Annotated in this window: 25 protein-coding genes; 21 read left to right on the top strand and 4 right to left on the bottom strand. The window is 30.4% G+C overall.

Annotation, left to right across the window (positions count from 1 at the left end; genetic code table 11):
• Window positions 1–5: 5 nt before the first annotated feature.
• Window positions 6–923, top strand: a complete 918-nt coding sequence (locus AC0L4B_RS10375; protein ID WP_473436839.1) for a bifunctional metallophosphatase/5'-nucleotidase — start codon at window positions 6–8, stop codon at window positions 921–923.
• Here the strand turns inward: AC0L4B_RS10375 and AC0L4B_RS10370 are convergent.
• From AC0L4B_RS10370 to AC0L4B_RS10355, 4 genes are all read right to left on the bottom strand, one after another.
• On the bottom strand, window positions 920–1,438 hold the full coding sequence (locus AC0L4B_RS10370; RefSeq protein WP_473436838.1) for a hypothetical protein: 519 nt from the start codon (window positions 1,436–1,438) through the stop codon (window positions 920–922). The two genes, AC0L4B_RS10375 and AC0L4B_RS10370, sit on opposite strands and share 4 nt — an antisense overlap.
• A 289-nt stretch (window positions 1,439–1,727) precedes the next feature.
• Window positions 1,728–3,725 (bottom strand): NAD-dependent DNA ligase LigA, encoded by a 1,998-nt coding sequence (gene ligA, locus AC0L4B_RS10365; RefSeq protein ID WP_473436837.1) that lies wholly within the window; start codon window positions 3,723–3,725, stop codon window positions 1,728–1,730.
• Between the two features lie 22 nt (window positions 3,726–3,747).
• A complete protein-coding gene (prmC, locus tag AC0L4B_RS10360) occupies window positions 3,748–4,635 on the bottom strand; it encodes a peptide chain release factor N(5)-glutamine methyltransferase (RefSeq protein WP_473436836.1) in 888 nt (295 codons plus the stop codon).
• A gap of 5 nt (window positions 4,636–4,640) precedes the next feature.
• On the bottom strand, window positions 4,641–5,132 hold the full coding sequence (locus AC0L4B_RS10355) for a GNAT family N-acetyltransferase (RefSeq protein ID WP_473436835.1): 492 nt from the start codon (window positions 5,130–5,132) through the stop codon (window positions 4,641–4,643).
• Window positions 5,133–5,196: 64 nt separating this feature from the next.
• Here AC0L4B_RS10355 and AC0L4B_RS10350 point away from each other — a divergent pair, with 64 nt between their 5' ends.
• The 20 genes from AC0L4B_RS10350 to AC0L4B_RS10255 all read left to right on the top strand — a co-directional run bounded on the left by AC0L4B_RS10350 (window position 5,197) and on the right by AC0L4B_RS10255 (window position 22,648).
• On the top strand, window positions 5,197–5,652 hold the full coding sequence (locus AC0L4B_RS10350; protein WP_473436834.1) for an LEA type 2 family protein: 456 nt from the start codon (window positions 5,197–5,199) through the stop codon (window positions 5,650–5,652).
• A complete protein-coding gene (gene ribD / locus AC0L4B_RS10345) occupies window positions 5,652–6,635 on the top strand; it encodes a bifunctional diaminohydroxyphosphoribosylaminopyrimidine deaminase/5-amino-6-(5-phosphoribosylamino)uracil reductase RibD (protein WP_473439430.1) in 984 nt (327 codons plus the stop codon). The genes AC0L4B_RS10350 and ribD overlap by 1 nt, the downstream gene beginning before the upstream one ends.
• Before the next feature lie 185 nt (window positions 6,636–6,820).
• Window positions 6,821–7,738, top strand: a complete 918-nt coding sequence (locus AC0L4B_RS10340) for a contractile injection system protein, VgrG/Pvc8 family (RefSeq protein ID WP_473436833.1) — start codon at window positions 6,821–6,823, stop codon at window positions 7,736–7,738.
• Window positions 7,699–8,631, top strand: coding sequence for a phage baseplate assembly protein V (locus AC0L4B_RS10335; RefSeq protein ID WP_473436832.1), 933 nt, complete (start codon window positions 7,699–7,701; stop codon window positions 8,629–8,631). Before AC0L4B_RS10340 ends, AC0L4B_RS10335 begins: the two co-directional genes overlap by 40 nt.
• A 12-nt stretch (window positions 8,632–8,643) precedes the next feature.
• Entirely contained in the window at window positions 8,644–9,135 is a 492-nt protein-coding gene (locus AC0L4B_RS10330; RefSeq protein WP_473436831.1) for a PAAR domain-containing protein, read from the top strand.
• Window positions 9,136–9,195: 60 nt separating this feature from the next.
• Window positions 9,196–9,516: a hypothetical protein gene (locus tag AC0L4B_RS10325; RefSeq protein WP_473436830.1), complete on the top strand. Its 321-nt coding sequence runs from the start codon at window positions 9,196–9,198 to the stop codon at window positions 9,514–9,516.
• Window positions 9,453–11,240 (top strand): hypothetical protein, encoded by a 1,788-nt coding sequence (locus AC0L4B_RS10320; RefSeq protein ID WP_473436829.1) that lies wholly within the window; start codon window positions 9,453–9,455, stop codon window positions 11,238–11,240. Before AC0L4B_RS10325 ends, AC0L4B_RS10320 begins: the two co-directional genes overlap by 64 nt.
• 398 nt (window positions 11,241–11,638) lie before the next feature.
• Complete coding sequence (locus tag AC0L4B_RS10315) at window positions 11,639–12,412, top strand: hypothetical protein (protein WP_473436828.1); 774 nt, start codon at window positions 11,639–11,641, stop codon at window positions 12,410–12,412.
• A 92-nt stretch (window positions 12,413–12,504) separates the two neighbouring features.
• On the top strand, window positions 12,505–13,443 hold the full coding sequence (locus AC0L4B_RS10310) for a hypothetical protein (protein ID WP_473436827.1): 939 nt from the start codon (window positions 12,505–12,507) through the stop codon (window positions 13,441–13,443).
• 5 nt (window positions 13,444–13,448) lie between these two features.
• Window positions 13,449–14,276, top strand: a complete 828-nt coding sequence (locus AC0L4B_RS10305) for a hypothetical protein (protein ID WP_473436826.1) — start codon at window positions 13,449–13,451, stop codon at window positions 14,274–14,276.
• Between the two features lie 386 nt (window positions 14,277–14,662).
• Window positions 14,663–14,938, top strand: a complete 276-nt coding sequence (locus AC0L4B_RS10300; RefSeq protein WP_473436825.1) for a hypothetical protein — start codon at window positions 14,663–14,665, stop codon at window positions 14,936–14,938.
• Window positions 14,939–15,032: 94 nt separating this feature from the next.
• Window positions 15,033–15,788, top strand: a complete 756-nt coding sequence (locus tag AC0L4B_RS10295) for a hypothetical protein (RefSeq protein WP_473436824.1) — start codon at window positions 15,033–15,035, stop codon at window positions 15,786–15,788.
• A gap of 41 nt (window positions 15,789–15,829) precedes the next feature.
• Complete coding sequence (locus tag AC0L4B_RS10290) at window positions 15,830–16,039, top strand: hypothetical protein (RefSeq protein ID WP_473436823.1); 210 nt, start codon at window positions 15,830–15,832, stop codon at window positions 16,037–16,039.
• Between the two features lie 626 nt (window positions 16,040–16,665).
• Window positions 16,666–16,881, top strand: coding sequence for a hypothetical protein (locus AC0L4B_RS10285; protein WP_473436822.1), 216 nt, complete (start codon window positions 16,666–16,668; stop codon window positions 16,879–16,881).
• A gap of 121 nt (window positions 16,882–17,002) precedes the next feature.
• Window positions 17,003–17,224: a hypothetical protein gene (locus tag AC0L4B_RS10280; RefSeq protein WP_473436821.1), complete on the top strand. Its 222-nt coding sequence runs from the start codon at window positions 17,003–17,005 to the stop codon at window positions 17,222–17,224.
• Between the two features lie 53 nt (window positions 17,225–17,277).
• On the top strand, window positions 17,278–17,922 hold the full coding sequence (locus AC0L4B_RS10275) for a hypothetical protein (protein ID WP_473436820.1): 645 nt from the start codon (window positions 17,278–17,280) through the stop codon (window positions 17,920–17,922).
• The gene (locus tag AC0L4B_RS10270) at window positions 17,829–18,773 is read left to right on the top strand and encodes a hypothetical protein (RefSeq protein WP_473436819.1); all 945 of its coding nucleotides are present in this window, start codon (window positions 17,829–17,831) and stop codon (window positions 18,771–18,773) included. The genes AC0L4B_RS10275 and AC0L4B_RS10270 overlap by 94 nt, the downstream gene beginning before the upstream one ends.
• Window positions 18,764–19,621, top strand: coding sequence for a hypothetical protein (locus tag AC0L4B_RS10265; RefSeq protein ID WP_473436818.1), 858 nt, complete (start codon window positions 18,764–18,766; stop codon window positions 19,619–19,621). Before AC0L4B_RS10270 ends, AC0L4B_RS10265 begins: the two co-directional genes overlap by 10 nt.
• A 310-nt stretch (window positions 19,622–19,931) precedes the next feature.
• Window positions 19,932–21,899 (top strand): peptidoglycan DD-metalloendopeptidase family protein, encoded by a 1,968-nt coding sequence (locus tag AC0L4B_RS10260; protein WP_473436817.1) that lies wholly within the window; start codon window positions 19,932–19,934, stop codon window positions 21,897–21,899.
• 47 nt (window positions 21,900–21,946) lie between these two features.
• Window positions 21,947–22,648 carry a hypothetical protein gene (locus AC0L4B_RS10255; protein WP_473436816.1) on the top strand — a complete coding sequence of 234 codons (702 nt, stop codon included), beginning with the start codon at window positions 21,947–21,949 and terminating at the stop codon, window positions 22,646–22,648.
• Window positions 22,649–22,673 lie beyond the last annotated feature (25 nt).

Genomic DNA, 22,673 nt, shown 5'->3' with positions numbered 1-22,673 from the left:
CAGAAATGAAACGTAGAGACTTTATACAACAAGCAACAGCTGCGACTGCTTTAATTACAGTTGGTGGTTATGGATTACAATCTTTTGCAACAACTGCCAATACTAAAAAAATCACCATTCTACATACCAATGATGTGCATAGTCATATTGATGCTTTTGGTCCTGAAGATGGACGAAATGCCAATAAAGGTGGTGTCGCTAGACGTGCAACTTTAATTGAAAATATTAGAAAAGACAATCCTAACACCTTATTACTTGATGCTGGTGACATTTTTCAAGGCACACCATATTTTAACTATTATGGAGGAGAATTAGAATTTAAACTAATGAGTCGTTTAAAATACGATTTAGCAACTATTGGTAATCATGATTTTGATAATGGCATAGATGGTTTATATGCACAATTACCACATGCTAACTTTGGTTTTGTATCTGCAAACTACGACTTTAAAAACACTGTTATGGATACACATGTTAAACCTTATCAAGTCTTTAAAAAAGAAGGTTTAAAAATAGGTGTATTTGGGTTAGGAATACAATTAGATGGTCTTGTTGATAAGTCTATGTATAAAGAAACAGAATATTTAGATCCTATTGAAACTGCTCAAGAAATGACAAGAATCCTTAAAAAGGATGAACAATGTGATTTAATCATTTGTTTGTCTCACTTAGGCTATAACTATAAGAAAAATCCAGATAAAATAAGCGATCTTAAATTAGCTAAAAACACTAAAGACATAGACTTAATTATTGGTGGTCACACACATACTTTTTTACCTAAACCTACAGTTGCACAAAATATTGATGGTAAAAACGTATTAGTAAACCAAGTTGGTTGCTACGGAATAAATCTTGGTAAAATTGATTTTTATTTTGAATCTGATAACACTAAAAAAGCTGAAGGAACTTCAATAATCGTTTAACGCTTTACAGTTTGTGTAGATATTGGTGGTGGGTTGTGTTTTATTTTGATATACTCGTATAAAAAATAAAATCCAACTGCCATTAATGAAGAGTATATTACCTGTAACAATTGTTGTGACGAAATAAATAAATAAGCTACCTGAACCATTTCTGAAAAAACAATACAAACACTAGCTAAAAACAAAAATAAACCAGGCTTAGTCTCATGATATAAATAATGTATCAACGATAATGACAACACTAGCAATATCAATACATTATAGGTAACCTCGATTAAAAAATCTAATGAATACACAGATATATCTTCATCTTGCATAATCATTTGATTTAACACGTATATTATATAAGCATTAAACACCAATAAGACTATAATATGTATTTTAAAGTCTTTTAATAATGGTTTTAATTTTATGTCTTTAACAAAAAATATTATTAAAGTAACGTAAGCTATAATCACTAAAATGTTTGCAAAATAGTAAGCCATAGCATTACTTGTATCAAAGACTATTTTCAAAAACTCTGCAATTGAAAAAGCAACGAGAAAAAACCAAACAAATGGTTTTTATCCTTAACATGACTGTAGTACAAGTAAACAAACAGTGGAAATATAGCAATCCATGAATAATTTGATAAAGCAGGACAAACAAATATTCTACCAACCGCAACAAGCAGGACAAGTATAACCAATATTATGGATACAACATTAAACCTTGATAACTTCATCATTCTGATTTGAGCAGCAAATATACATTAATTTCGTTATTAGACGAAAATAAATGCTTTTTAACGGATTATAACAAGAATTAATCAAGTTTCTGTAAGAAATCCTGCTCAGAAATTAATTCGACTTTAAGCTTTTCTGCCTTCTCTTTTTTACTTGGTCCCATATTGTCTCCAGCTACAATGTAACTAGTTTTAGATGAAATTGAACTACTTACCTTTCCACCATTATCTTCTATCAGTTTTTTAAGTTCAGTTCTTGATACGGAATGAAATACACCAGAAACAACAATTACTTGTCCTTTTAACTTGTCGGTTTGACCCGCTAATTTTTCAGCAGAAATCTCTAATTGCAAGCCATAAGATTTTAATCTGTTGATTGTATCTTGGTTCTCTGGGTCTGTAAAAAAGTCAACAACACTTTGGGCTATTCTAATACCAATCTCATTAACCTGCTCTAAATCTAAAACCGAAGCAAAAGCCAATGCATCAATGGTTTTATAATGTTTAACTAATGTTTTCGCAACCGTTTCTCCAACAAACCTAATACCTAAAGCAAATAAAACACGTTCAAAAGGAATTTGCTTTGAAGCTTCAATACCAGCAATTAAATTGTCGGCACTTTTCTCTGCCATGCGTTCTAAGGGTAATACTTGTGCTTTGGTTAACTCGTATAAATCTGCATAATTTTTAATTAATCCTGCATTAACTAAAAGCGCAACAGTCTCTCCTCCTAAGCCATCAATATCCATCGCTTTTCTAGAAATAAAATGCTGAATACGACCAATGATTTGAGGATTACAACCATTGTAATTTGGACAAAAATGTTTCGCTTCTCCAACTTCTCTTTGTAAAGGTGTATGACATTCTGGACATTCTGTAATGTATTTTGTAGGTACTGAATATTCTGGTCTTTTTTCTAAATTTACTGCAATAATTTTTGGTATAATTTCTCCTCCTTTTTCTACAAAAACCGTATCTCCTTCTCTAATGTCTAATTTTTCAATTTGATCTGCATTATGTAAAGATGCTCGTTTTACAACTGTTCCTGCTAGTTCAACAGGTTCTAAATTAGCAACAGGTGTAATTGCTCCTGTACGCCCAACTTGATAAGTTATTTGATTTAATACAGTACTAACTTGCTCTGCCTTAAATTTATAAGCCATAGCCCAACGTGGTGCCTTGGATGTAAAACCAAGCTCGTCTTGTTGGTGTAGATTATTAACCTTGACCACTACTCCATCAGTCTCATACGGTAAATCGTGTCTAGCCACATCCCAATGGTTAATAAACTCAAATACTTGATCTATACTTTGACACAATGTCGCTTCATTAGGTACTTTAAATCCCATTTGACGTGCTTTGTCTAAGCTTTCAAAATGCGTTTTATAATCAAAATTTCCACCAACTAAACCGTATAATAAACAATCTAAAGGTCGTTTTGCAACCTCAGCACTATCCTGAAGTTTTAAGCTTCCTGATGCTGTGTTACGTGGATTTTTATAGGGCTCTTCTCCATCAGCAATTCGTTCTTCATTCATGGCATGAAACCCATCAAAAGGCAATACTATTTCTCCTCTAATTTCAAATTGCTCAGGTACATCTTGTCCTTTTAATTGTAAAGGCACAGAATTAATGGTTTTTATATTAGCTGTAACATCATCACCTTGAATACCATCTCCACGTGTTACTGCATTAAACAAGGTTCCATTTTGGTATGTTAAGTTAATAGATGCGCCATCATATTTAAGCTCGCAAACATACTCAACTGGACCATCCACCATTTTTTTAATACGTGTTTCCCAATCTTTTAAATCTTCTAAAGAATACGAATTATCTAAACTGTACATCCTATGTTTATGTACCACTGTATTAAAGTTTTTAGTCACAGCTCCTCCAACACGTAATGTTGGTGATGTAGCGTCAAAAAACTCTGGATGAGCCTCTTCTAAAGCTTGTAATTCTTTTAATTGTATATCAAAATCATAATCGCTAATAGTTGGACTGTCTAAAACATAATAATTATAATTATGTTCTCTTAACTGTTCTCTTAATGCGTTTATTTTTAATTGTATGCTCATATAATGTGACTATTAGCAATGGTTAACTGCTTATTGTATTATTTTTTCTTCCAAAAACCATACGGTCTTTTCCAAAAAAATCTTGTTTTAATTGTACGTTTTCAAAACCATTATGGTTTAATAAATCTACTGTTTCTTGACCTAAATATTCATTTATTTCAAAAAACAATTCGCCTTTAGGCTTTAAATATTGTAATGCAAAATTTGTAATAGCCTTATAGAAAATTAAAGGATTATCATCGTCTACAAATAAGGCTAAATGCGGTTCGTTTTCTAACACATTAGCAGACATCGCTTGTTTTTCAAGCTGTCTTACATAAGGTGGATTAGATACAATAATGTCAAATTTTAAATCTTTAAAAACACGATTCCAAGTCGTATCCTCCAAAATACTTGCTTCTAAAAAGCTAACATTTACTTGGTTTAACACTGCGTTTTGTGATGCGGTTTGTATCGCTTTCGCGGAAACATCAAGCGCATGAACAGTACTTTTAGGTAAGTTTTTGGCCAAACTAATAGCAATACAACCACTGCCTGTACCAACATCTATAATTGAAGCGTCATTTACTGAAGCTTTGTTACTGTAACTATCAATAATTAATTGTACTAATTCTTCGGTTTCTGGACGCGGAATTAAAGTATTGGAATTGACTTTAAAAGGCAGTCCAAAAAACTCAGTTTCACCTATTATATATTGTATTGGTTGCTCTTGTTTTAATTGTTCTAAAGCATCAAAAAAAGGCTGCTGCTCAGCTTTTGTGATACTTAAATTAATATCTAAAGCAACATCTAATCTTGAAATATTACTATACGCTTCGGTTAACATAAAGAAAAAAGTAAACACTTCGTCCTTACCATAAATGGCATCCAATTGATTATGAAACAACGCTTTTAAATCGTTTACCAACATATACTTTATATATTTTTTGACATCCAAATACCACAACTAAAATGTCCTGTACTACCTAAAGGTCCTTCAAGATGCTTAAAACCATTGGTTTCGTAAATATGGATAGCTTCTTTTAAAACAGGAATAGTTTCTAAATAGGCCTTTTTAAATCCTAAAGACTTTCCGTGTTCTAAACATTTTAAAAATAGTTTTTTACCAAAGCCTTTTCCGCGTAAGCGATTTGAAAAATACATTTTTTGTATTTCAAACACCTCGTTTTCCATACCATTTAAAGGTTTTAAACCTCCACCTCCTTCAACTTTGCCATCAACGACAACAACATAATACACAGATTTTGGATCTGCATAAGCCTCAAACATTTTAGGCGTTTCAGCATCTTGATAAGCAGTACCAACTAATGGTAATTTATACTCGATAAAAACCTCACGTATAACTGCCTCTATTTGAGGATTATCCTGTGGTTGGATTTCTCTTATTTCAATAGTAGTATTACTCACTTTTAAATGTTATTTTTGTCTTTGATTTAAAGGTGAAAGATACGGTAAATCTAAAAATAGAACCATGAGAAAAACACTAATTTTATTAACAATACTATTCTGCTTTTTTAGTTGTAAAGTGACCGAAAGACCAGAATTTATTAAAGTTGAAAATATTAAAGTGTCACACTCTAATTCTAAATTTATTACACTTACTGCAGATGCTTTTTTCTTAAACCCAAATCACATTAGTGGGCAATTAAAAACTGACGGAATTAGAGTTATTGTTAACAACAATGAACTTGCATCTGTCACAAGCGAAAGTTTTAAAGTCCCTTCTAGAAAAGAATTTAGCATACCATTACAAGCTAAAATCCCAACAGACAGCCTACTTAGCAACAAAAATTTAAGCAGTTTATTGGGCAGTTTATTTAGTAAAAAAATGAAAGTCCAATATCTTGGCGAAATTAAATATAAAATTTTAGGCTTCTCGCATACTTACAATGTAGACCGAACAGAAGATGTAAAAATCAAACTATAATTTTGACGGATCAATATTACATACAACGTGCTTTACAAATAGGAAAAAAAGGATTAGGACAAACACGTCCAAATCCAATGGTTGGTAGCGTAATTGTAGTAAACAACCGCATAATTGGTGAAGGTTACACTAGTAAATATGGTGGTAGTCATGCTGAAGTTAATGCTATCAATAGTGTTAAAGACAAATCTTTATTAAAACAAGCCACTATTTACGTCACCCTTGAACCTTGTAGTCATTACGGAAAAACACCACCTTGTAGCGATTTAATTATCCATCACCAGATACCAAACGTTGTTATTGGCTGTGTAGATGACAATCCTGAGGTAGCAGGAAAAGGCATCAAAAAATTATTGGATGCTGGACGTAATGTTAAGGTTGGCGTATTAGAAACTGAATGCAAGGCACATCACAAGCGTTTTTTTACATTTCATAATAAAAAGAGACCTTACATTATATTAAAATGGGCAGAATCGGTTGATGGTTTTATAGCTCCAAAAAACAGAGATCAATTACAACCCGTTTGGATAACTAATCCAATGTCAAGGCAACTAGTACATAAATGGAGAGCTGAAGAACAAGCCATTTTAGTTGGTACAAACACAGTTATTATGGACAATCCAAGCCTAACGGTTAGAGATTGGACAGGAAGCAATCCAACACGTGTCGTTTTAGACAAAAATAACTTATTGTCTGATGACTATACTATTTTTAATACTGAAGCAGAAACTCTAACTTTTAAAGAGCAATCTGTTACTGCTATTTGTGATTATTTATTTAAAAACAACATCAATTCTGTGATAATTGAAGGTGGATCAAAAACGCTACAAGCTTTTATTGATAAAAACCTTTGGGACGAAGCAAGAATTTTTAAAGGAGATATATTATTTTCTGAAGGCGTGTCAGCTCCTAATTTTAAAGGGAAACTTATCGAAAAACATTCGGTTTTAGACGATAAACTATTCATCTACTCCAATTTATAACGTCATTTTTAATTAAATTTTATTTAATTAAATTATGATAATATATATTTTAAAACTAATTTTAAGCAACTATTAAGAAGACTATTAGTCATTAAACGTCTATTTAATAGCATCGTTTTACATACAATAGCTTGAGATTTAGACTGCTAAAAACAGATTAAATTCAGCCAAATAACAACCAAAATATGGCTTTACAAAGCAATACTACCATTTTTATTAATGGTCAAGAAATTACAGCTTTTAAAAAATTAACGCTTAATCAGCAAATAGATGCACACCATTATCTAGTCTTACATTTTAGGATGGATGTACTTGAAGATTTAGAAATGACTTTAGGCGAAACCACAAAAAATTATCTAGGTGAAACCATATCTGTACAAATAGCGCCAATAGACGATATTGAAAACTATCACCAATTAGAGTTTAAAGGTATAGTCACCCAAGTCAAAACTATAAAAGGTCACGAAGCAAGTACTGGTGACACCATACAAATAGTAGCACAAAGCCCTACTTTTATAACAGACGATGGTCCACATTATGCCTCACACAGCGACAAACAACTCTCTGAAATTATACAAAATACGTTAATAGATTACGACCAATCGCAATTAGAAGTTGTAGTACAACCACAAAACAACGTATCTTTACATTATACTGTACAACATAACGAAAGCGCTTATAATTACATTAGCAGACTTGCTGCACAACACTCAGAATGGTTTTACTATAATGGATCTCAACTTATTTTTGGAGCTCCAGAAACTAACGAGCTTGAACTAATCTATGGTTTTGACTTAAAAGAATACCATTTATCACTATTACCGCAATCGCACAACTATAAATATTATGCTAACGATTATTTATTAAACGAAATACACGAAAAAGACGCCAAAGACATTACTGCTGGAGTTAATGGATATAATGGTTTTGTAACCAATAAATCTAATAGTATTTTTAATAAAGAAACCAAAGTTTGGCATAACCATTATAACGATCCACAAGCAAAACAACGTTTAGATACAAGTATTGAGTTACAAAAAAAGCTATCGAAATCAAACAAGTCATGCTTAATGGTGTTAGTGATAATCCAGGAGTCAAATTAGGAAACATTATAAAAATTGAAGGCAACAATTACCGAGTAACACGCGTTACACACTCTAACTCTGAAAACGGAAATTATTTAAACGAATTTGAAGCGATTACAGCAGAGTTCGATGCTTATCCAAACACCAACATAAGTGCATTTCCTAAAAGTGAAACACAAACAGCAATTGTATTAGAAAATGTTGATCCGGAAGGTTTAGGTAGAATAAGAGTACAATTTCCTTGGCAAACCATTACTGGTGAAATGACACCTTGGATACGTATAGTAACACCACATGCTGGTGTAGATAAAGGCTTCCACTTTATACCTGAAGTTAACGAAGAAGTATTAATTGGTTTTGAAGGCGGAAATGCTGAACACCCATATATGTTAGGTAGTTTATACAACGGAAACAATAAAGCCAGCACATTTGAAAGCAGTAATAACGACATAAAAGCCATACGTACAAGAAGTGGACATACCATAGAGCTAAATGATACTGATGGTGAAGAAAAAATAAATATTTATGATAATGAAGGTAGTGTCATAACATTTGATACACAAGCAAAATCATTATTTATAACTGCTGCCGAAAATATAGAGTTTCAAGCCAAGAACATTAAAATGATTGCTGAAGAAAATATTGATATTCAAGCTCAAGGTGATATTAATGCCTCATCAGAAGGTGACACAAATATTATTTCAGAAAGCGCATTGGCATTACAATCTACTTCAGACACCACAATTAATAGTGATGCTTCCGTAGCTATTGAAGCCTCAAGTGATGCTACAATAACAGGTATAAATGCAATTATAGAAGGTCAAGCCTCTGCAGAAGTTAATAGTGCACAAACTAAAGTTTCAGGTAGCGCAATGACAGAAGTTTCAGGAGCAATTGTAAAAATAAATTAAACCCTAAAAATTATGCCAGGACCAGCAGCAACAATAGGAAGCATGCATGTATGCCCAATGTTAAACCCAGGAACTCCTCCTCCACCTCATGTCGGTGGACCAGTAGTTGGACCAGGTGTACCCACAGTATTAATTGGTGGTAAATCTGCAGCAGTAATGGGTGATTTATGCACGTGCATTGGACCTCCAGACTCAATAGTTATGGGTGAAGGTACCGTTTTAATTGGCGGAAAACCTGCAGCAACCGTAGGTAGCTTAACCGCACATGGTGGACAAATAACTCAAGGCGAACCAACCGTATTAATTGGCACAGGTGTTAGCCCAACCACATCAGTAATGCCTATTCATAAAATACCATTTCCAACAATTAATCCTACACTTAAAGTTATGGCGTCTATAACAGGTCGCAGAAGCCAATTAAATGAGGCTATAGCACAACAAGAGGCGCTAAAAAAGGAAGTAATCAAAAGAGGATTCTTAAATGATTTTGGCTTTAGTATTTAATTCGTTTAAAAAAGTATTATGAAAGTAAGTTATCCCGAAAAAAATGGTAAAAAAACTGATTTGAAATTTAGAAACAGTTTTGGGAGATACCTAATAACCAACTTTAACACATGGCATGGAGGTATTCATTTAGAAGATGCAAATAAACAAATTAGAGCTATTGCTGATGGGAGAATTATTGGATATCGTTTAAAAAAACAATATCTTTTTGAAGAAGAGACTAATAGCATGGTAAGCACCAAGGAAAATGAGGTGTCTTCTGATAATAATAATTGTGAAGAAAAAAAGGGTTTAACTACTCAAATTCATTCATGTTATTGCAACATGATATTCCTCTTTCAAGAACTACTGTTAAAAAAGACAATAAAGGTAATGATGTAGAAAAAATAGAGAAAAAATATGTTACTTTTTATAGCTTATATAATCACTTAATGTGTTTAGATGAGCTAAAAAAGAAAACCAAAAAAGAAGAAATCCCCATATTTCTACAAAAAGAAGAAACTAAGGTCATTGCAAATAACAAATTAGGTGCTACTACTAAAGTTGAAGGTTTAAATGCTAGAGTTCCTGTTAAAGGAAAAATAAAATGGACAAAAAGTTATAAGCATACTATAAAAGTTGTCATACCTAACGGAACATTAGTCGAAAAAGTAACAAAAGAAGGAATTGAAGAAAAAATAGGAAGTTGGGCTAAAGTAAAGTATACTGACCCTAATGGAAAAGTGTATGAAGATGCTTATATAAGTACAAATTTTAAAAGAGATAAAACAAAAAGGGTTGAAGACCTTGGTAATAGTTATCAAATAACAACTACAGAAGATGAAGGTGAGTTTATAGACCAATCATCCGTTTCCGAAACGGATAAAAATAAAGAAGGAGCTATAATTTACGAATCAACATCAAAAGAAAGTAATCAAAAAGACATAATAGCTAATGGGAACCCTGTAATTATAGCTAAAAAAGATAAAAATTGGTACCAAATAGAAGGTAAAAAAGGTTACTGTTATAAAAATGATTTTGAAACAAAAGTTTATCTAGACGAGAGTAAAATAATTCCAGATGATATTACAGCTTGTGATATTCCTATAAATGCAAATGACTTAATTGGATTTACAGGAGCTTATGAACATGGAGCTGCTGGTAGAAAAGAATATAACACCTGCCAAGTAGATGTATTCATGGCAGAAGGTGCTGAAGATTTTATAGATAATTGTTATGGAGCTGGAAGCAAAGAAGATAAAAAATATTTATCCTTTCCACAATGTACTAAAATTAAAAAGAGAATAGAAGTTGATATCGATTTAAAACAAGATACTATAGTACAAGTTTTAGATGTTAAAGATATTTACGCTAAAATTAAAATATCCCCCAAACCAAAAGAGAAACCAGTTAGAGCTGTTTTTGAGACTTCATTTTTGAGAGATTCCAAAAACATGACTTTTTCAATTTCTGGTGGAGATCATTATACTATTGCAGACAAAACGTTATTTCCTAAAATAAATGCTTATTTCAATAACAAACTCCCTAATGCAGATGTTAGACTAGAATGGCATAGACGATGTTATAAAGATGGTTCTCCTTTACCTGGTAAAGGTTCAGCAGCATGGAAAATTAAAGAGAAAGAAATAATTGCTAGTGGTAAAAAAGCATATCGTAGTTTAGAATATACTCCTGTCTCTAAAGATGAAAAAACTAAAAACCCAGAAGAATTTTGGATAGAAATTAATCACCTAGACGAAAAGGCGGTTATTGAAATGATACCTGAAAGAATCTTAGAACCAAAAAGTATAGCTAGTACATCTACACTTAATGATTATGTTACAAACTATGATAATAGATATGAACAAATCACCTATAATCGCCCTAATCTTAAATGGTTTTTTCCAAATGAAAATGACAATATAATTGCTGAAGAAGATTTAGAGGATAAAATATATAGCTCAGACATTACCTACAGCCATTTGGTTGATCACGGAGTTATCTACACCATAAAGCCTAAACATTTTGATGAGGTTAATAATGCTTTTGGCGGAAAACTATTAGGCTTAGATGCTAAATTATATTATGTAAATGGTATTACAAAGAAAAAAACAACAATAAGGTAAGAGAAAAAATACTATACAAACAAAAAGAACACGACAAAAAATTAAACTTTAAAGACAAAGCTCATTTTAAAGGATGTCGCAAAGTAACAGCAGGAGATAAAACAGAAGTATTATCTAATTTAAAAAAAGGTTATTTAGTAGTACCCGAAAAGTCTAATGACATACTTGATAAAGAACTAGAAAAAGCTACTGTAGTTAAAGCAAGACCTACTACAATAAAGGATATTAAACATGATAGTAAAATATACCGTAAATTAAGTTTTAAAAGTTTTAAAGGAAATACTCCTCATACCGAAACAGGTTGGGTAGAAATAACTAATATTAAAGAAAAAGATTATTTTAGTGCGTATAATTTAAATAAATTTGGTTTCAAGTATTTTAATGCTGGTAGTGAATATATGTACGACATACAAAATGTATTAGGTAAACCTAGTACAGATAGTCATTTTATAAAGACACTTTGGGATAAAATAGATGTAATTAAAAAAGATAGTGTTATTACTAATGCTGAATTAGAACATGCCTATCGGTTTTTAGAAATACAAGACGAAGTTTCAAAAATGGTTTGTAAGCATAAAATAGAATGGTCATATATTTTTGAAGAAATAAAAGCAGAAGCAACAGGGTTTTATAACTATGCAATTGAAACACTATATGATAAAGAGTTACATAAGGACTTACACAAAGCCAAAGATGAAAAATTGGAAGGTTTAAAAGTAAAAGTTGAAAACTTAGCTTTTTGGACTGATTTAAGAGCTGCAAAGTATGAAGAAAAGAAGACTACTGATGATAACACAACTAGTAATGAAGAACAACAACCTGTAACTAATCCTGTAGAAAATAACACAACTACAGAAGAGGATCAAGTAAAACTACCTGAACGTATCATGCCAAATACAGATGAGGTTACACACTTCCACCCTATTGCATTTGTCAATCATATGAAACTTATTTTTGGTAGTGGAGGAATTAACGAAGAATGTCCAGAACTTGTTTGGGGTAAAAAGGTATCTTGTGAATTCAGAAAACGAGTAGTACAAATTTCAAAACGTTTAGAATGTGACCCGAATCATTTAATGTCTATAATGGCTCTCGAAACAGCCGAATCATTTGATCCAAGTATAGACAATGAAGTAGGTAAAGATAAAGATTCAGAAAAAAGGGGTACGTAGGATTAATTCAATTTGGAAGAAGTGCTGTTGATGATATTAACAGCAGATATTTTTTACATAAAGCCAAACTTTCAAAAACTGCTTTAGTAGGTATGACAGCAGAAGAACAATTATGTTATGTTGAATGTTTTCTGTTACGTCATAAAGGAAAGTTAAAAACTCTGACAGACTTTTATTTAGCTGTAATTTTTCCAGCAGATGTAGGTAAAGGAGATCAAAAAGATCATGCTGTTTTTAATAGCTCATTAACACTTAATTATAAAACCAATGGAGAAGTAAAAAAAGATGTAACCTATTACAGAAAATATGGTTATGATGCAAATCCCACCTTTTTTAAAGAGGAAACAGATAAAAAAGGTAATAAAAATGGAAAAACATATGTCTGGGAAATGACACAAAAAATAAAAGAAGTATATGATAAAGGATTAGAATTTAAAAATACTTCTATTAATTGTGAATGTAATAATAATTGTTCTTGTAATAAAAAATGCATAGATGTAAAAGATAAAGTTTCTTGGATAACTCAATTTAATAAGTCTGAACGGAAGAGAAATAGTGAAGGTAAATTATATATGCAAACAGATGCCTGTTGGAGAACTTCTCAAAAACTATTAATGAGTGCTGGCCTAAGTAAAACTTCAGGTTTTAAAGGAGGAATGATTATTACAGCAAAAGAGAATGATACTAATACTTCTATAGCTGTAACAACAGAAGCAAAAGCAGGTGTCGATTATATTGATGCTGAATTGGAAAAGGGAAAACCAGTATTGGTTGGTTTAAATCACACACTTAATTATAGACACAATGGAAAAATAATAAACGAAGGTACTACAGATCATTATGTTGTTATTGTAGGAAGAGGTTGTGAAGATGATAAGGTTTATTATAGATTTTATGAAGTAGGTACTAGTTGGCCACATCATGGTAAAAATTCTAAGAACAAGTTGTTTTTAGGGGCTGATTTTTCTTTGAAAGGTAAAGCTAGTCATAGAAGTGAAGAATATTTTGTTAGTCAGGTTAGAAAAAACTAAAAAGAATGAAAATAAAAGTAATAACATTTTGTTTAACTGTTCTATTAATTTCTTGTTTTAAAGCAAAAAAAGAAACTAATTCAGAACTAAAAAAAGAAACTGAAAATCTTGTTTCAAGTGAAGTAACAAATAAATCAATCGCTAAACAAGAATATTTTACTAATACAGAAGAATTTAAAAAGTTTATTAACACAAAATGGATAAGTATAGAAGGAGACGTTTCTTGCTCTGAAAGTAGAACTATTGAAATAAGTGGCGGTTATCTTTTAGAATATGACGGCATGGAGCCTAGTAAATGTAAAATTGAAAGTATAAAGAAAGTAAATTCTAAAAAATTAGAAATTAAGATAGAAGAGAATTGTAATTATGGAAATACTTTTAATATTGAAATTATTGATTTTAACAGTAAGTTAGTAAAATGGTCTTTTTATAATGGTATATCGTACAATGCTAAACCATTTAAGAACACATGTAACGATAAAAAGGTTATTAATTTATACGAATATCCGAATGGTTTTATTTCGCCAACTTCTAATTGGTTGGGAGAATATTATTTTGAGAATAGAGATATAGGCAAGCAAATTTTTATTACAGATAAAAATATTCGATATAAATCCGTAGCAAGACAACATTATGATGAATATGAATTGATTTCAAATCAAGTTGCTGATACGTTGGCTTTGTATTATTACAAAGGTGTTTCTCACACAGATGAATTTTTAAAAGATTATTTACCTCTTATAAAAATTTATAAGAAAGGTAGTAAATATTATGTAAATACATCTCTTACTACACCAGAGAATGTTAAAATTGAAATTCAAAAATTGAAATAATCAACCTTCCCTACTTCTGCTAGTTTGTAACTAGTGATGTTAACTAGTAAGCGTTAAAAAACAAGATATTATAAAGCCACAGTTTAAATAAAAGCTGTGGTTTTTTATTTTATAAGAGTTTAAGAAGAAAAAGCTTGTATGGTTTTAATTTTTTGTAAAACCATATCAATCATTTTAAACACGAAGTTTTTATTTTCTCCCTGCTGATGCAAGCGTCACGCTTAAATATATTAAATAACAAATAAGTCACAATTTAAAAGCTTCAGTCTTTTGGTCATAATACATCACTATTTAACAAAGTAATAAACAAAGTTTACGAAAAAGGAATAAATTTAGCTTCAGAAGCTTTAAAAAAAATAGAACAAGCACGTGAGGCAAAAAAAGTTTTGTTAGAAGAAAAAATTAACAACCTGTGTTTTTGGGATCAAATCACTGATGGTGATGTTGAAGAAGCTGACCATCATTATAACGGAAAAGAAAAACCAGAAGAAAAAAGAACTTTTCCTGCTGATAGTTCTAGTATTTATCATTTTCATCCTATTGCTTTTGTAGAGCATATGAAGTTGATTACGGCTAATGATAAATATGGTATAGAACTTACACCTGAAATGTTAAAACAAATATTCCCTAAATCAACAGAAAAAAAGGAAAGAGGTTGTTGAAGATATTAATGAACACAAATGTAAATTTGAAATCAATACTATCAATCGACTATCTCATTTTTTAGGTCAAATTGGTACTGAAACAGGTCAATTAATGCAATTAAAAGAAAATTGTAATTACATTGCAGAAACTATTTATAAAATTTTCTTAAGAAAAGTTTTAATAAATTATCCAACTGCTACTGGTAAATACACTTTTAAATATCATGATTTAATAGAAGGTTATAATGCAGATTTAACTTGTGAATACACAAACCCGAAATCATCTAGTCAAAAAAATTACGGACATAAGAGAAGTGTTGAAAACCCCATTAAAATAACTAAAGTCGGAAAACAAGCATCTTGGACTTATAGTCAATTTAATGCTTTGTACACCATTAAATCTAGTTACATTAAAAGTAAATCCCTCTTTGATTATGTATATGGTTGTAGGATGGGCAATGGAGATAAATCAACTTTAGATGGTTCAGATTATTTTGGAGTTGGCTTTATACACTTAACAGGTAAAAATAAATATAAGATGTTAAATACTGAATGGAAAAAAATATATCCAAATGAGCCTAAAGATTTTATGGGAGATGATATCTCTCTTTTAAAAACAAATATCGATGTTGCAATGAGAGCTTCAATGATTATTTGGAGAGATTCTACAAAAAAAACACATACAAAATGTGATAAAGGAATTACGGATGATATTATTACCAAAGTGACAAAAGATGTTAATGGAGGTGACAATGGGTTAACTCATAGAAAAAAATACACTAATAAAGCATATCAAGTTCTAACAGAAGCTCAAAAAACAATGGCACAAATTAGATTTTTAATTACTGGTTTAACACTTTTTTTATAAGCTGTAAAAAAGAACAAAATAATAATACCGTTCCATTTATAGTGAAAAATGAAGAAGTTAAAGTCAATAACATTGATTCAAATAAGTTAAAATATAATATTAAAGATTTACAAGGTATTTGGGAAAGCTACTCATACTATCTTGAACATGAATCTGAGTTCAAAGATTTTAATCAAAATAAATTTTACAAAATAGTATTTAATAAAAAATCATTAGATGTAAAAATAGAAAATAAAGATTTTAAAAAATAAATTTTAAAAAATATTATTTAGGTTTTTTAAATTTAAATGAAGAAAAAAATATTAGATGAAAAAAATTTATTGATAATCTAAAAGATTCTGGAGACCTATTAGTTAGATTAAATCAAGAAATTGAAGCATATGAAAGTTCGAATATAGAAATAAGCACAAATGTTGAAAGATATTTTGATGTAGCCGAAATTTTAAATGATGGTTTTAGCTATGAAAAAAATACTGAATATTTTAATTTTAAATCATTACCAACCTTGCCTTTAGAAGTTTTTTATAAATTAAAGAAAAAATCTAAAGTTGATAATATTAATTATATAAAAGAGTTTAACATATATAATTTTTCTCAAAAAGCTAGGGTAAAAGTTAATAAGACTTTTTTTATAATAAAACTACTAAAGAATCTGTAAGAACAGCATTTCTAATTGAGAATAATGTTGTGTATGTTGAAGAAATATTAGATGATTGGCTTAAAGTATATTATAACGGAAAAATCATATCAAAGGGTTATGTTTTAAGTTCTGATTTTGAAATTATTAATTAAAGCTCATTCTTTCCATTGACGCAAGCTTCTGACTTGTGCTATAAAACACAAAATATACAAACCACATTTTACAGCTGTGTTTTTTTTGCTTTTAAGAAAGGGAAAAGCATGTGATGCTGATGGAAATGATGAAAGTTGGAAAACCGCTAGCCATAGACTTTTAGCCTTTGATATCGAAGCATTTAATAAAAGTCAAGAAGCTCAATATCATAATGAAGATGGTGCACATGAAGTAAATGTAGGTGATGAAGTAGGCTTAATAAAAGAAGTGACAAATATTTGGTTATCATCAAAAAAATAATGAAGATTTTATTTTTAAAACACAAAAACTTACTTTAGTAAAACTGACAGATAAAGAAATTAAGCTATACGAAGAAAACGATGAATTTCACTATCTACAAGTTGAAACTGTAAATATGTATTTGAGTACTGATACTTTAACTATTGAAAAAGAATGGGTTAAAAGTAAAGATTTTACCGAAAAATTCTTTAGTCCTTATCATTGTAAAAATTTTGGTTTTAAAATATTAGATGCTGGTAGTGAATATATTTATAAGGTAAAAAATGCCCAAAACGATGAAGACAAAATATCTGAATTTTTAAAAAAATATGGGAGAAATTTAATATTAGTCAAAACAATGTAATAGAAGCAACCGAAGTTAACGCTGCCTTAAACACAAACGAAACACTCTATGAAATGAGCAGAATAGTAACAAAACATAGAAGTGAATGGGCACTAACTGAAGCTGAAATTAAACCAGAAGTAGAAAAATTTTATAAAGATCAAATAAATAATGCTAAAAAGAACAAGTTGGCACAAGAGATTATTGATAGTATGGAAACTAAAAAGCAAGAATATCTTGATAGTTTAACCCAACAAGTAACTGATTTAATGTTTTGGAATGAAGCAGAAAGTGCATCGGTAACTGATACAGGAAAAGAAACAGAAACTACAACTACCCCAACTTCAACTTCAGCTTCTACTTCTACTTCTACTTCTACTTCTACTTCTACTTCAGAAAATAAAGAAGATAAACATGAACGCGTATTTCCAGCATCTGATGCCATTTTTCATTTTCACCCATTAGCTTTTATCAATCATATGAAACTCATTTTTGGAAGTAGTAAAGCCGAAAATAATTATGAAGCAAGAGTGAGAGCTTTTTTACGAGTTATTAAAAAGTTTGAGGGTGTGCCCGGAGAAAAAGGGTATACTACACTTTTTGACAAAAAAGACTTTTTTCGGATATGTCTAAACACCCAGAAAAACCTATTTATTGGTATACCAAAGCTGATGGTACAAAAATATACAGTACAGCAGCAGGATCTTATCAAATTATGAAAGAAACATGGTGGGATTTTAACGGAGAAGTTGTAAAGAATCATAAAAAAACAGGTGATTATAATAAAAACAGAGATTTTGTCGATAAATATAAAATAAAGGATTTTTCTCCTAAATCTCAAGATGAGTTTTGTATCGCATTATTAATAGATGGATACAATGCAAAAAAACAACTAAACTATTTACTTAATGGTTTTGTAACTAGAGCAATAGAAGAATGTGCGTCACATACCTGGGCAAGTTTTACACCTGGTAGATATGAAAAACAAGGACTAACAAAAGGACCAACAAAAGGACTTACAGAGAGGTCAAAAATAAAAGATGCTATACACGAAGCTAGAGTCAAGCAATGGGAAGCATATGATAAATTTCTTGCTGAAGAATTAGCTGGACAATCTGATTTACATTTAGAACCTGGATTTTTAAAAAAGTTTGGAATTAAAGAACCTGAACCGAGAGAAATCATAGAAAATAAAAAACTTGGTCTTGATTTGACTAAAGCACTTGAAAGATTAAATAAAAGAGCTGGTGATATGACTACTTCTGTAGGTAAATGTGTTAAATATGTACGATGGGCACTTGAAGCTGGAGGTATGAGTACTACAGGAAGACCTAGATCTGCAAAAGATTACGGTCCATTTTTACTTCAAAAAGGTTTTAAAGAAGTTCCTGATGGGAATTACCAAATAGGTGATATATCTGTTATTGAAAGTTTTACAAATAATCCTGATGGACATACAGCTATGTGGAATGGTAAGAATTGGGTTTCGGATTTTATTCAACGAACTCTTTATCCAGGAGATAACTATAGAAATGCTCAACCAAATTATAAGATTTACAGATGGGAATAAATAAAATGTTAAGACTTACAATAATTTTTGTTTTTATACTTTCAGTTACTTCTTGTAAGCAAAATGTAAAAAAAGATAATATTGTTCAAACTTCAGAAAGCTTACAGAAACCTGATAATAAAGGTATTAAAAAAATAAACCAGATTTCTAAAGAAAAATCTATTAAACTTGTTAAGGAATTTTATACGGCATACTTAACATATTTAAATGAAAGTTCTGATGATTTTAATTTTACTAATTATTTGTCTGATGAATTAATTGAAAAAATAAATAGCGTGGACTATAATATGATTATTACTGGTCAGGATCATGGGAAGTTTGATTTAAACACATTGAAAGTTTCAAAAACATCAAAGAATGAAGTGTTTAAAGTTGAATTTATAGATTTAGGCTATAATGTGATAGTATATCCAAAAGTTAGTGAGATTGATAATAATTATAAAATAACAAATATTGCAAGAGTGCTTGAAGAGATAGATAAATCGGCTTTACCTCCTGTGAAAAAATCAGATGATTATAAATATTACGCTTTTGAATATGAAATAAATTCTGGAGTATACAATAAAGAAATAAATTATTTCATAGATTATTTAGAGGAAGATTATATTGTTTTTCAAATAACAGATTCAGATAAATTTTGTGATTACAAATGTAGGCAAGAAAGGGTTAAAGATGGAATTTTACTTTACTATGTAGATGTAGGCGATGAAGGAAATGAAGAGTATACAGGAGATACCAGTAAACCTCTGATGAAAATATATAAAAAGGGTAATGATTTCTATGCTAAAAGTTCACTTATCGATAATGGTAAAGAAGTTAGACTAACAGAAGTTGAAAATAGGTATTAACCATTTTTTCGAAGTCTATTGACTTCGTTTTAGGAATTACAATACACAAGCCACAGTTTTTATAGTTGTGGTTTTTTGTTTTTATAAAGTAGCTGCATTTTTAGCGAAAAAAATTTTAACCTTTTTATTGGTAAGCATTTTTCTACGAGTCTAAAAATTGTCTGTTTGTCTTTCCTCGTTAACGCTCGTTTGTAACGAGTGCCACATTGAGTAAGAAAGCACTAATATAATAATAAAAGATGGTAAACGTAATGCTAAGAGTGGCGAAAAAACAAAATTACTTTCTGACGTACAAAAGGTATATTGGGTCATGCCAGATAATAATAAAACTTTAGATCCTATTTGTACCTCTAAAGATACTGTAATAAACATAAATCATTCTAAAGAAATTACAACTACTGAAGGTAAATACAAATCAGTAGTTTGCAAACAAATTATTGACAGTAAATCTGGAGTTTATACGCAAAAAGGATGGATAAAATCTTCCATGATAGCTAAAAAAGATTTGTTTAGTGCATATAATTGGGATAAATTTGGGTTTAATATAATTGAAGATGGTATTGAAGAATATATGTACGTAGTACAAGACTATTTAGGCGAAGAAAATTCTGAAACAGATATAGTAAATGCGCTATGGTATCAAATGGACAGAAACCACAGTAATGTAATATCTAGCCATGAAATAGACCTAGCTTACAGATCTAAAGAGTTTCAAGACTTTGTTTCTAAAATAGTTTGTAAACATAAAAACGAATGGTCATATACAAAAAATGAAATAAGAACAGAAGTTGCTGGTTTTTACGATTATTTTATTAATAAACAACCTGAAGAATACAGAGGATCTGTTGATGAATTAAAAGAAGGTGAACTTAATGCAATAGAAGATCAAGTAGATAAACTAATGTTTTGGAAAGAAGCTAGCTGCAAAAAGTACAATCCACCTAAACCAGAAACAAACAACAAAAATACTGGTTTAGATTTTAGAGGAGGAATAGTTGAAGAACCTACTAATTTATCAACCTTCAATAATCCAAATACATCTGAAGCAGTTAAAACAGAAGTGACTACTGATAAGACCACAGCAAATGACAATGAGGAAAAATTACCTAGAATCTTTCCTAACACTCAAAATGTGTTTCACTTCCACCCTATTGCTTTTATAAATCACATGAAACTTATTTTTGGGGAAGGAAGTGAAACAGGTGAAATTTGTTATGCTGAAGCCAGAGTTAGAGCTTTTATGAGAATGTTGCGTGTAGGAGAAGGGTCTGTAGGAGAAAAAGGTTATACAACTTCTTATGGACATCAAACAATGACTGATTTAAGTAAACATCCAGAAACTGTATATTTAGGTTCTAGTGCTGCAGGTGCATATCAAATGTTGAGAGAAACTTATTGGACACTACAAGGGTATATAGTTAAAGACCATAAAAAGGTAGGTGATCCTGTTCCTGCAAGAAACCTTATAGCTAAATATAAAATACCAGATTTTTCTGCTCTTTCTCAAGATAAGCTGTGTGTTATTTATATGAAACATCATGAAAAAGGGTTAATAGAATTACTTGCTGAAGGACAAATAGAAAAAGCTATTAGAACAAAAGCGAGTAAAATTTGGGCTAGTTTACCTAATGAAGGTGTACCTTTCGAACATAAAAAAAGTAGATATAAAATGCCAGATGGTAAAAGTTATCAACCAGCAGAACACATGAGTGATAGTTGCTTGAAAAATTACCGTAAGTTTTATAGAGAGGAAGTCAAGGGTATTACTGATTTACATTTAAAACCAGGTTTTTTAAAAGAGTTTGGTTTTGATTGTTGTAAAGATAATAGTTTATCAAATAATGAAGGTGGTTGGCCAGTAAAAGAGTACCATAATGGACATAAAAGAAGACTAGGAGGTCCTTATGGACCAAGAAATGGAAGAACACACCATGGGATTGATATAAATTTCGGTTCTGGATATGATGATTATGGTGCTCTTGTAATAGCTACCCATGATGGTGTTATAATAAAAGCAGAAGATAATATACAAAATGGAGCAGGTAGGAGAGTTTCTATAAAGTCTACGGATGGAGCTTTTGTGACAAAATATTTTCATTTAAGTGTTTTTTTAGTAGATATAGGAGATAAAGTTAAAAAAGGGCAAGTTATTGGAGAAATAGGTTCTTCAGCTAAAGGTAAAGAAAATGGAACTGATTGTCATTTGCATTATGAAATACATAAAAAAATTCGGCAGGTAAAATGGCTTCATATAATCCAGCTGAAGGAGGTAGTTTAGTTGACCCTCAAACTTGGATAAATTAAGAACATTATAAATAAAAAAACATGGCAATTTTTATAAATAGAATTATTATAATCTGTTTAGTCTTATGCTTCTTTTCCTGTAAAGCAACAGAAAAAGAAAAGAATGAAGAAGTTACAACTGAATCAGAAATATTAACTTCTCCTAAAGTTGAATTAGAAGAACAAACTGATTCAGAATTTGTAACGTATTCCTATTCATATAAAGAACCAGTTGAAGCAGGATATTATGAAGTACAAACATTAAAAATAAAATGGAAAGATAGCCTTAATTTAAAATTTAAGATAATTATTGATAATTCTATGTGTACTACTGATGGAGAGGAAACAGAAGCTTCGTTAATAGAAGAAAATAAATATCAAGTAAAAAATCATCCAATTATTAAACAATTAAAGTTTGATAGTAATAAAAATGAAGTAAAGTTGATTTGTTATTCAGGTAAGAACAAAGGAGAGTGTGATCCTATGGATAACATTATAATGAGAAAAGCTTCCTTTACGGGTAAAAGTGAGTTAAAGAAAGAAGAATTAGAAGAAGAACAGAAAATCACATATGAAACTATTTATGAGTTGAAAAAGCAAAAATATTCCACAGATTGTTCTGGTAAGGATTATGTTTTCTTTTTAGTTGGTGGTCAATTTAAAACAAAAGATATTTTTTTAACTCACGACTTAAAAGAATTAATGACACAGAGTATTATGTTTACTTTTCACCACCATTATTAGACCCTATACCAAGTAGTCTAAAAGA

Source organism: Olleya sp. NP1-10 (genome assembly GCF_055804415.1).
This window is presented reverse-complemented; position numbering and strand designations above follow the sequence as displayed.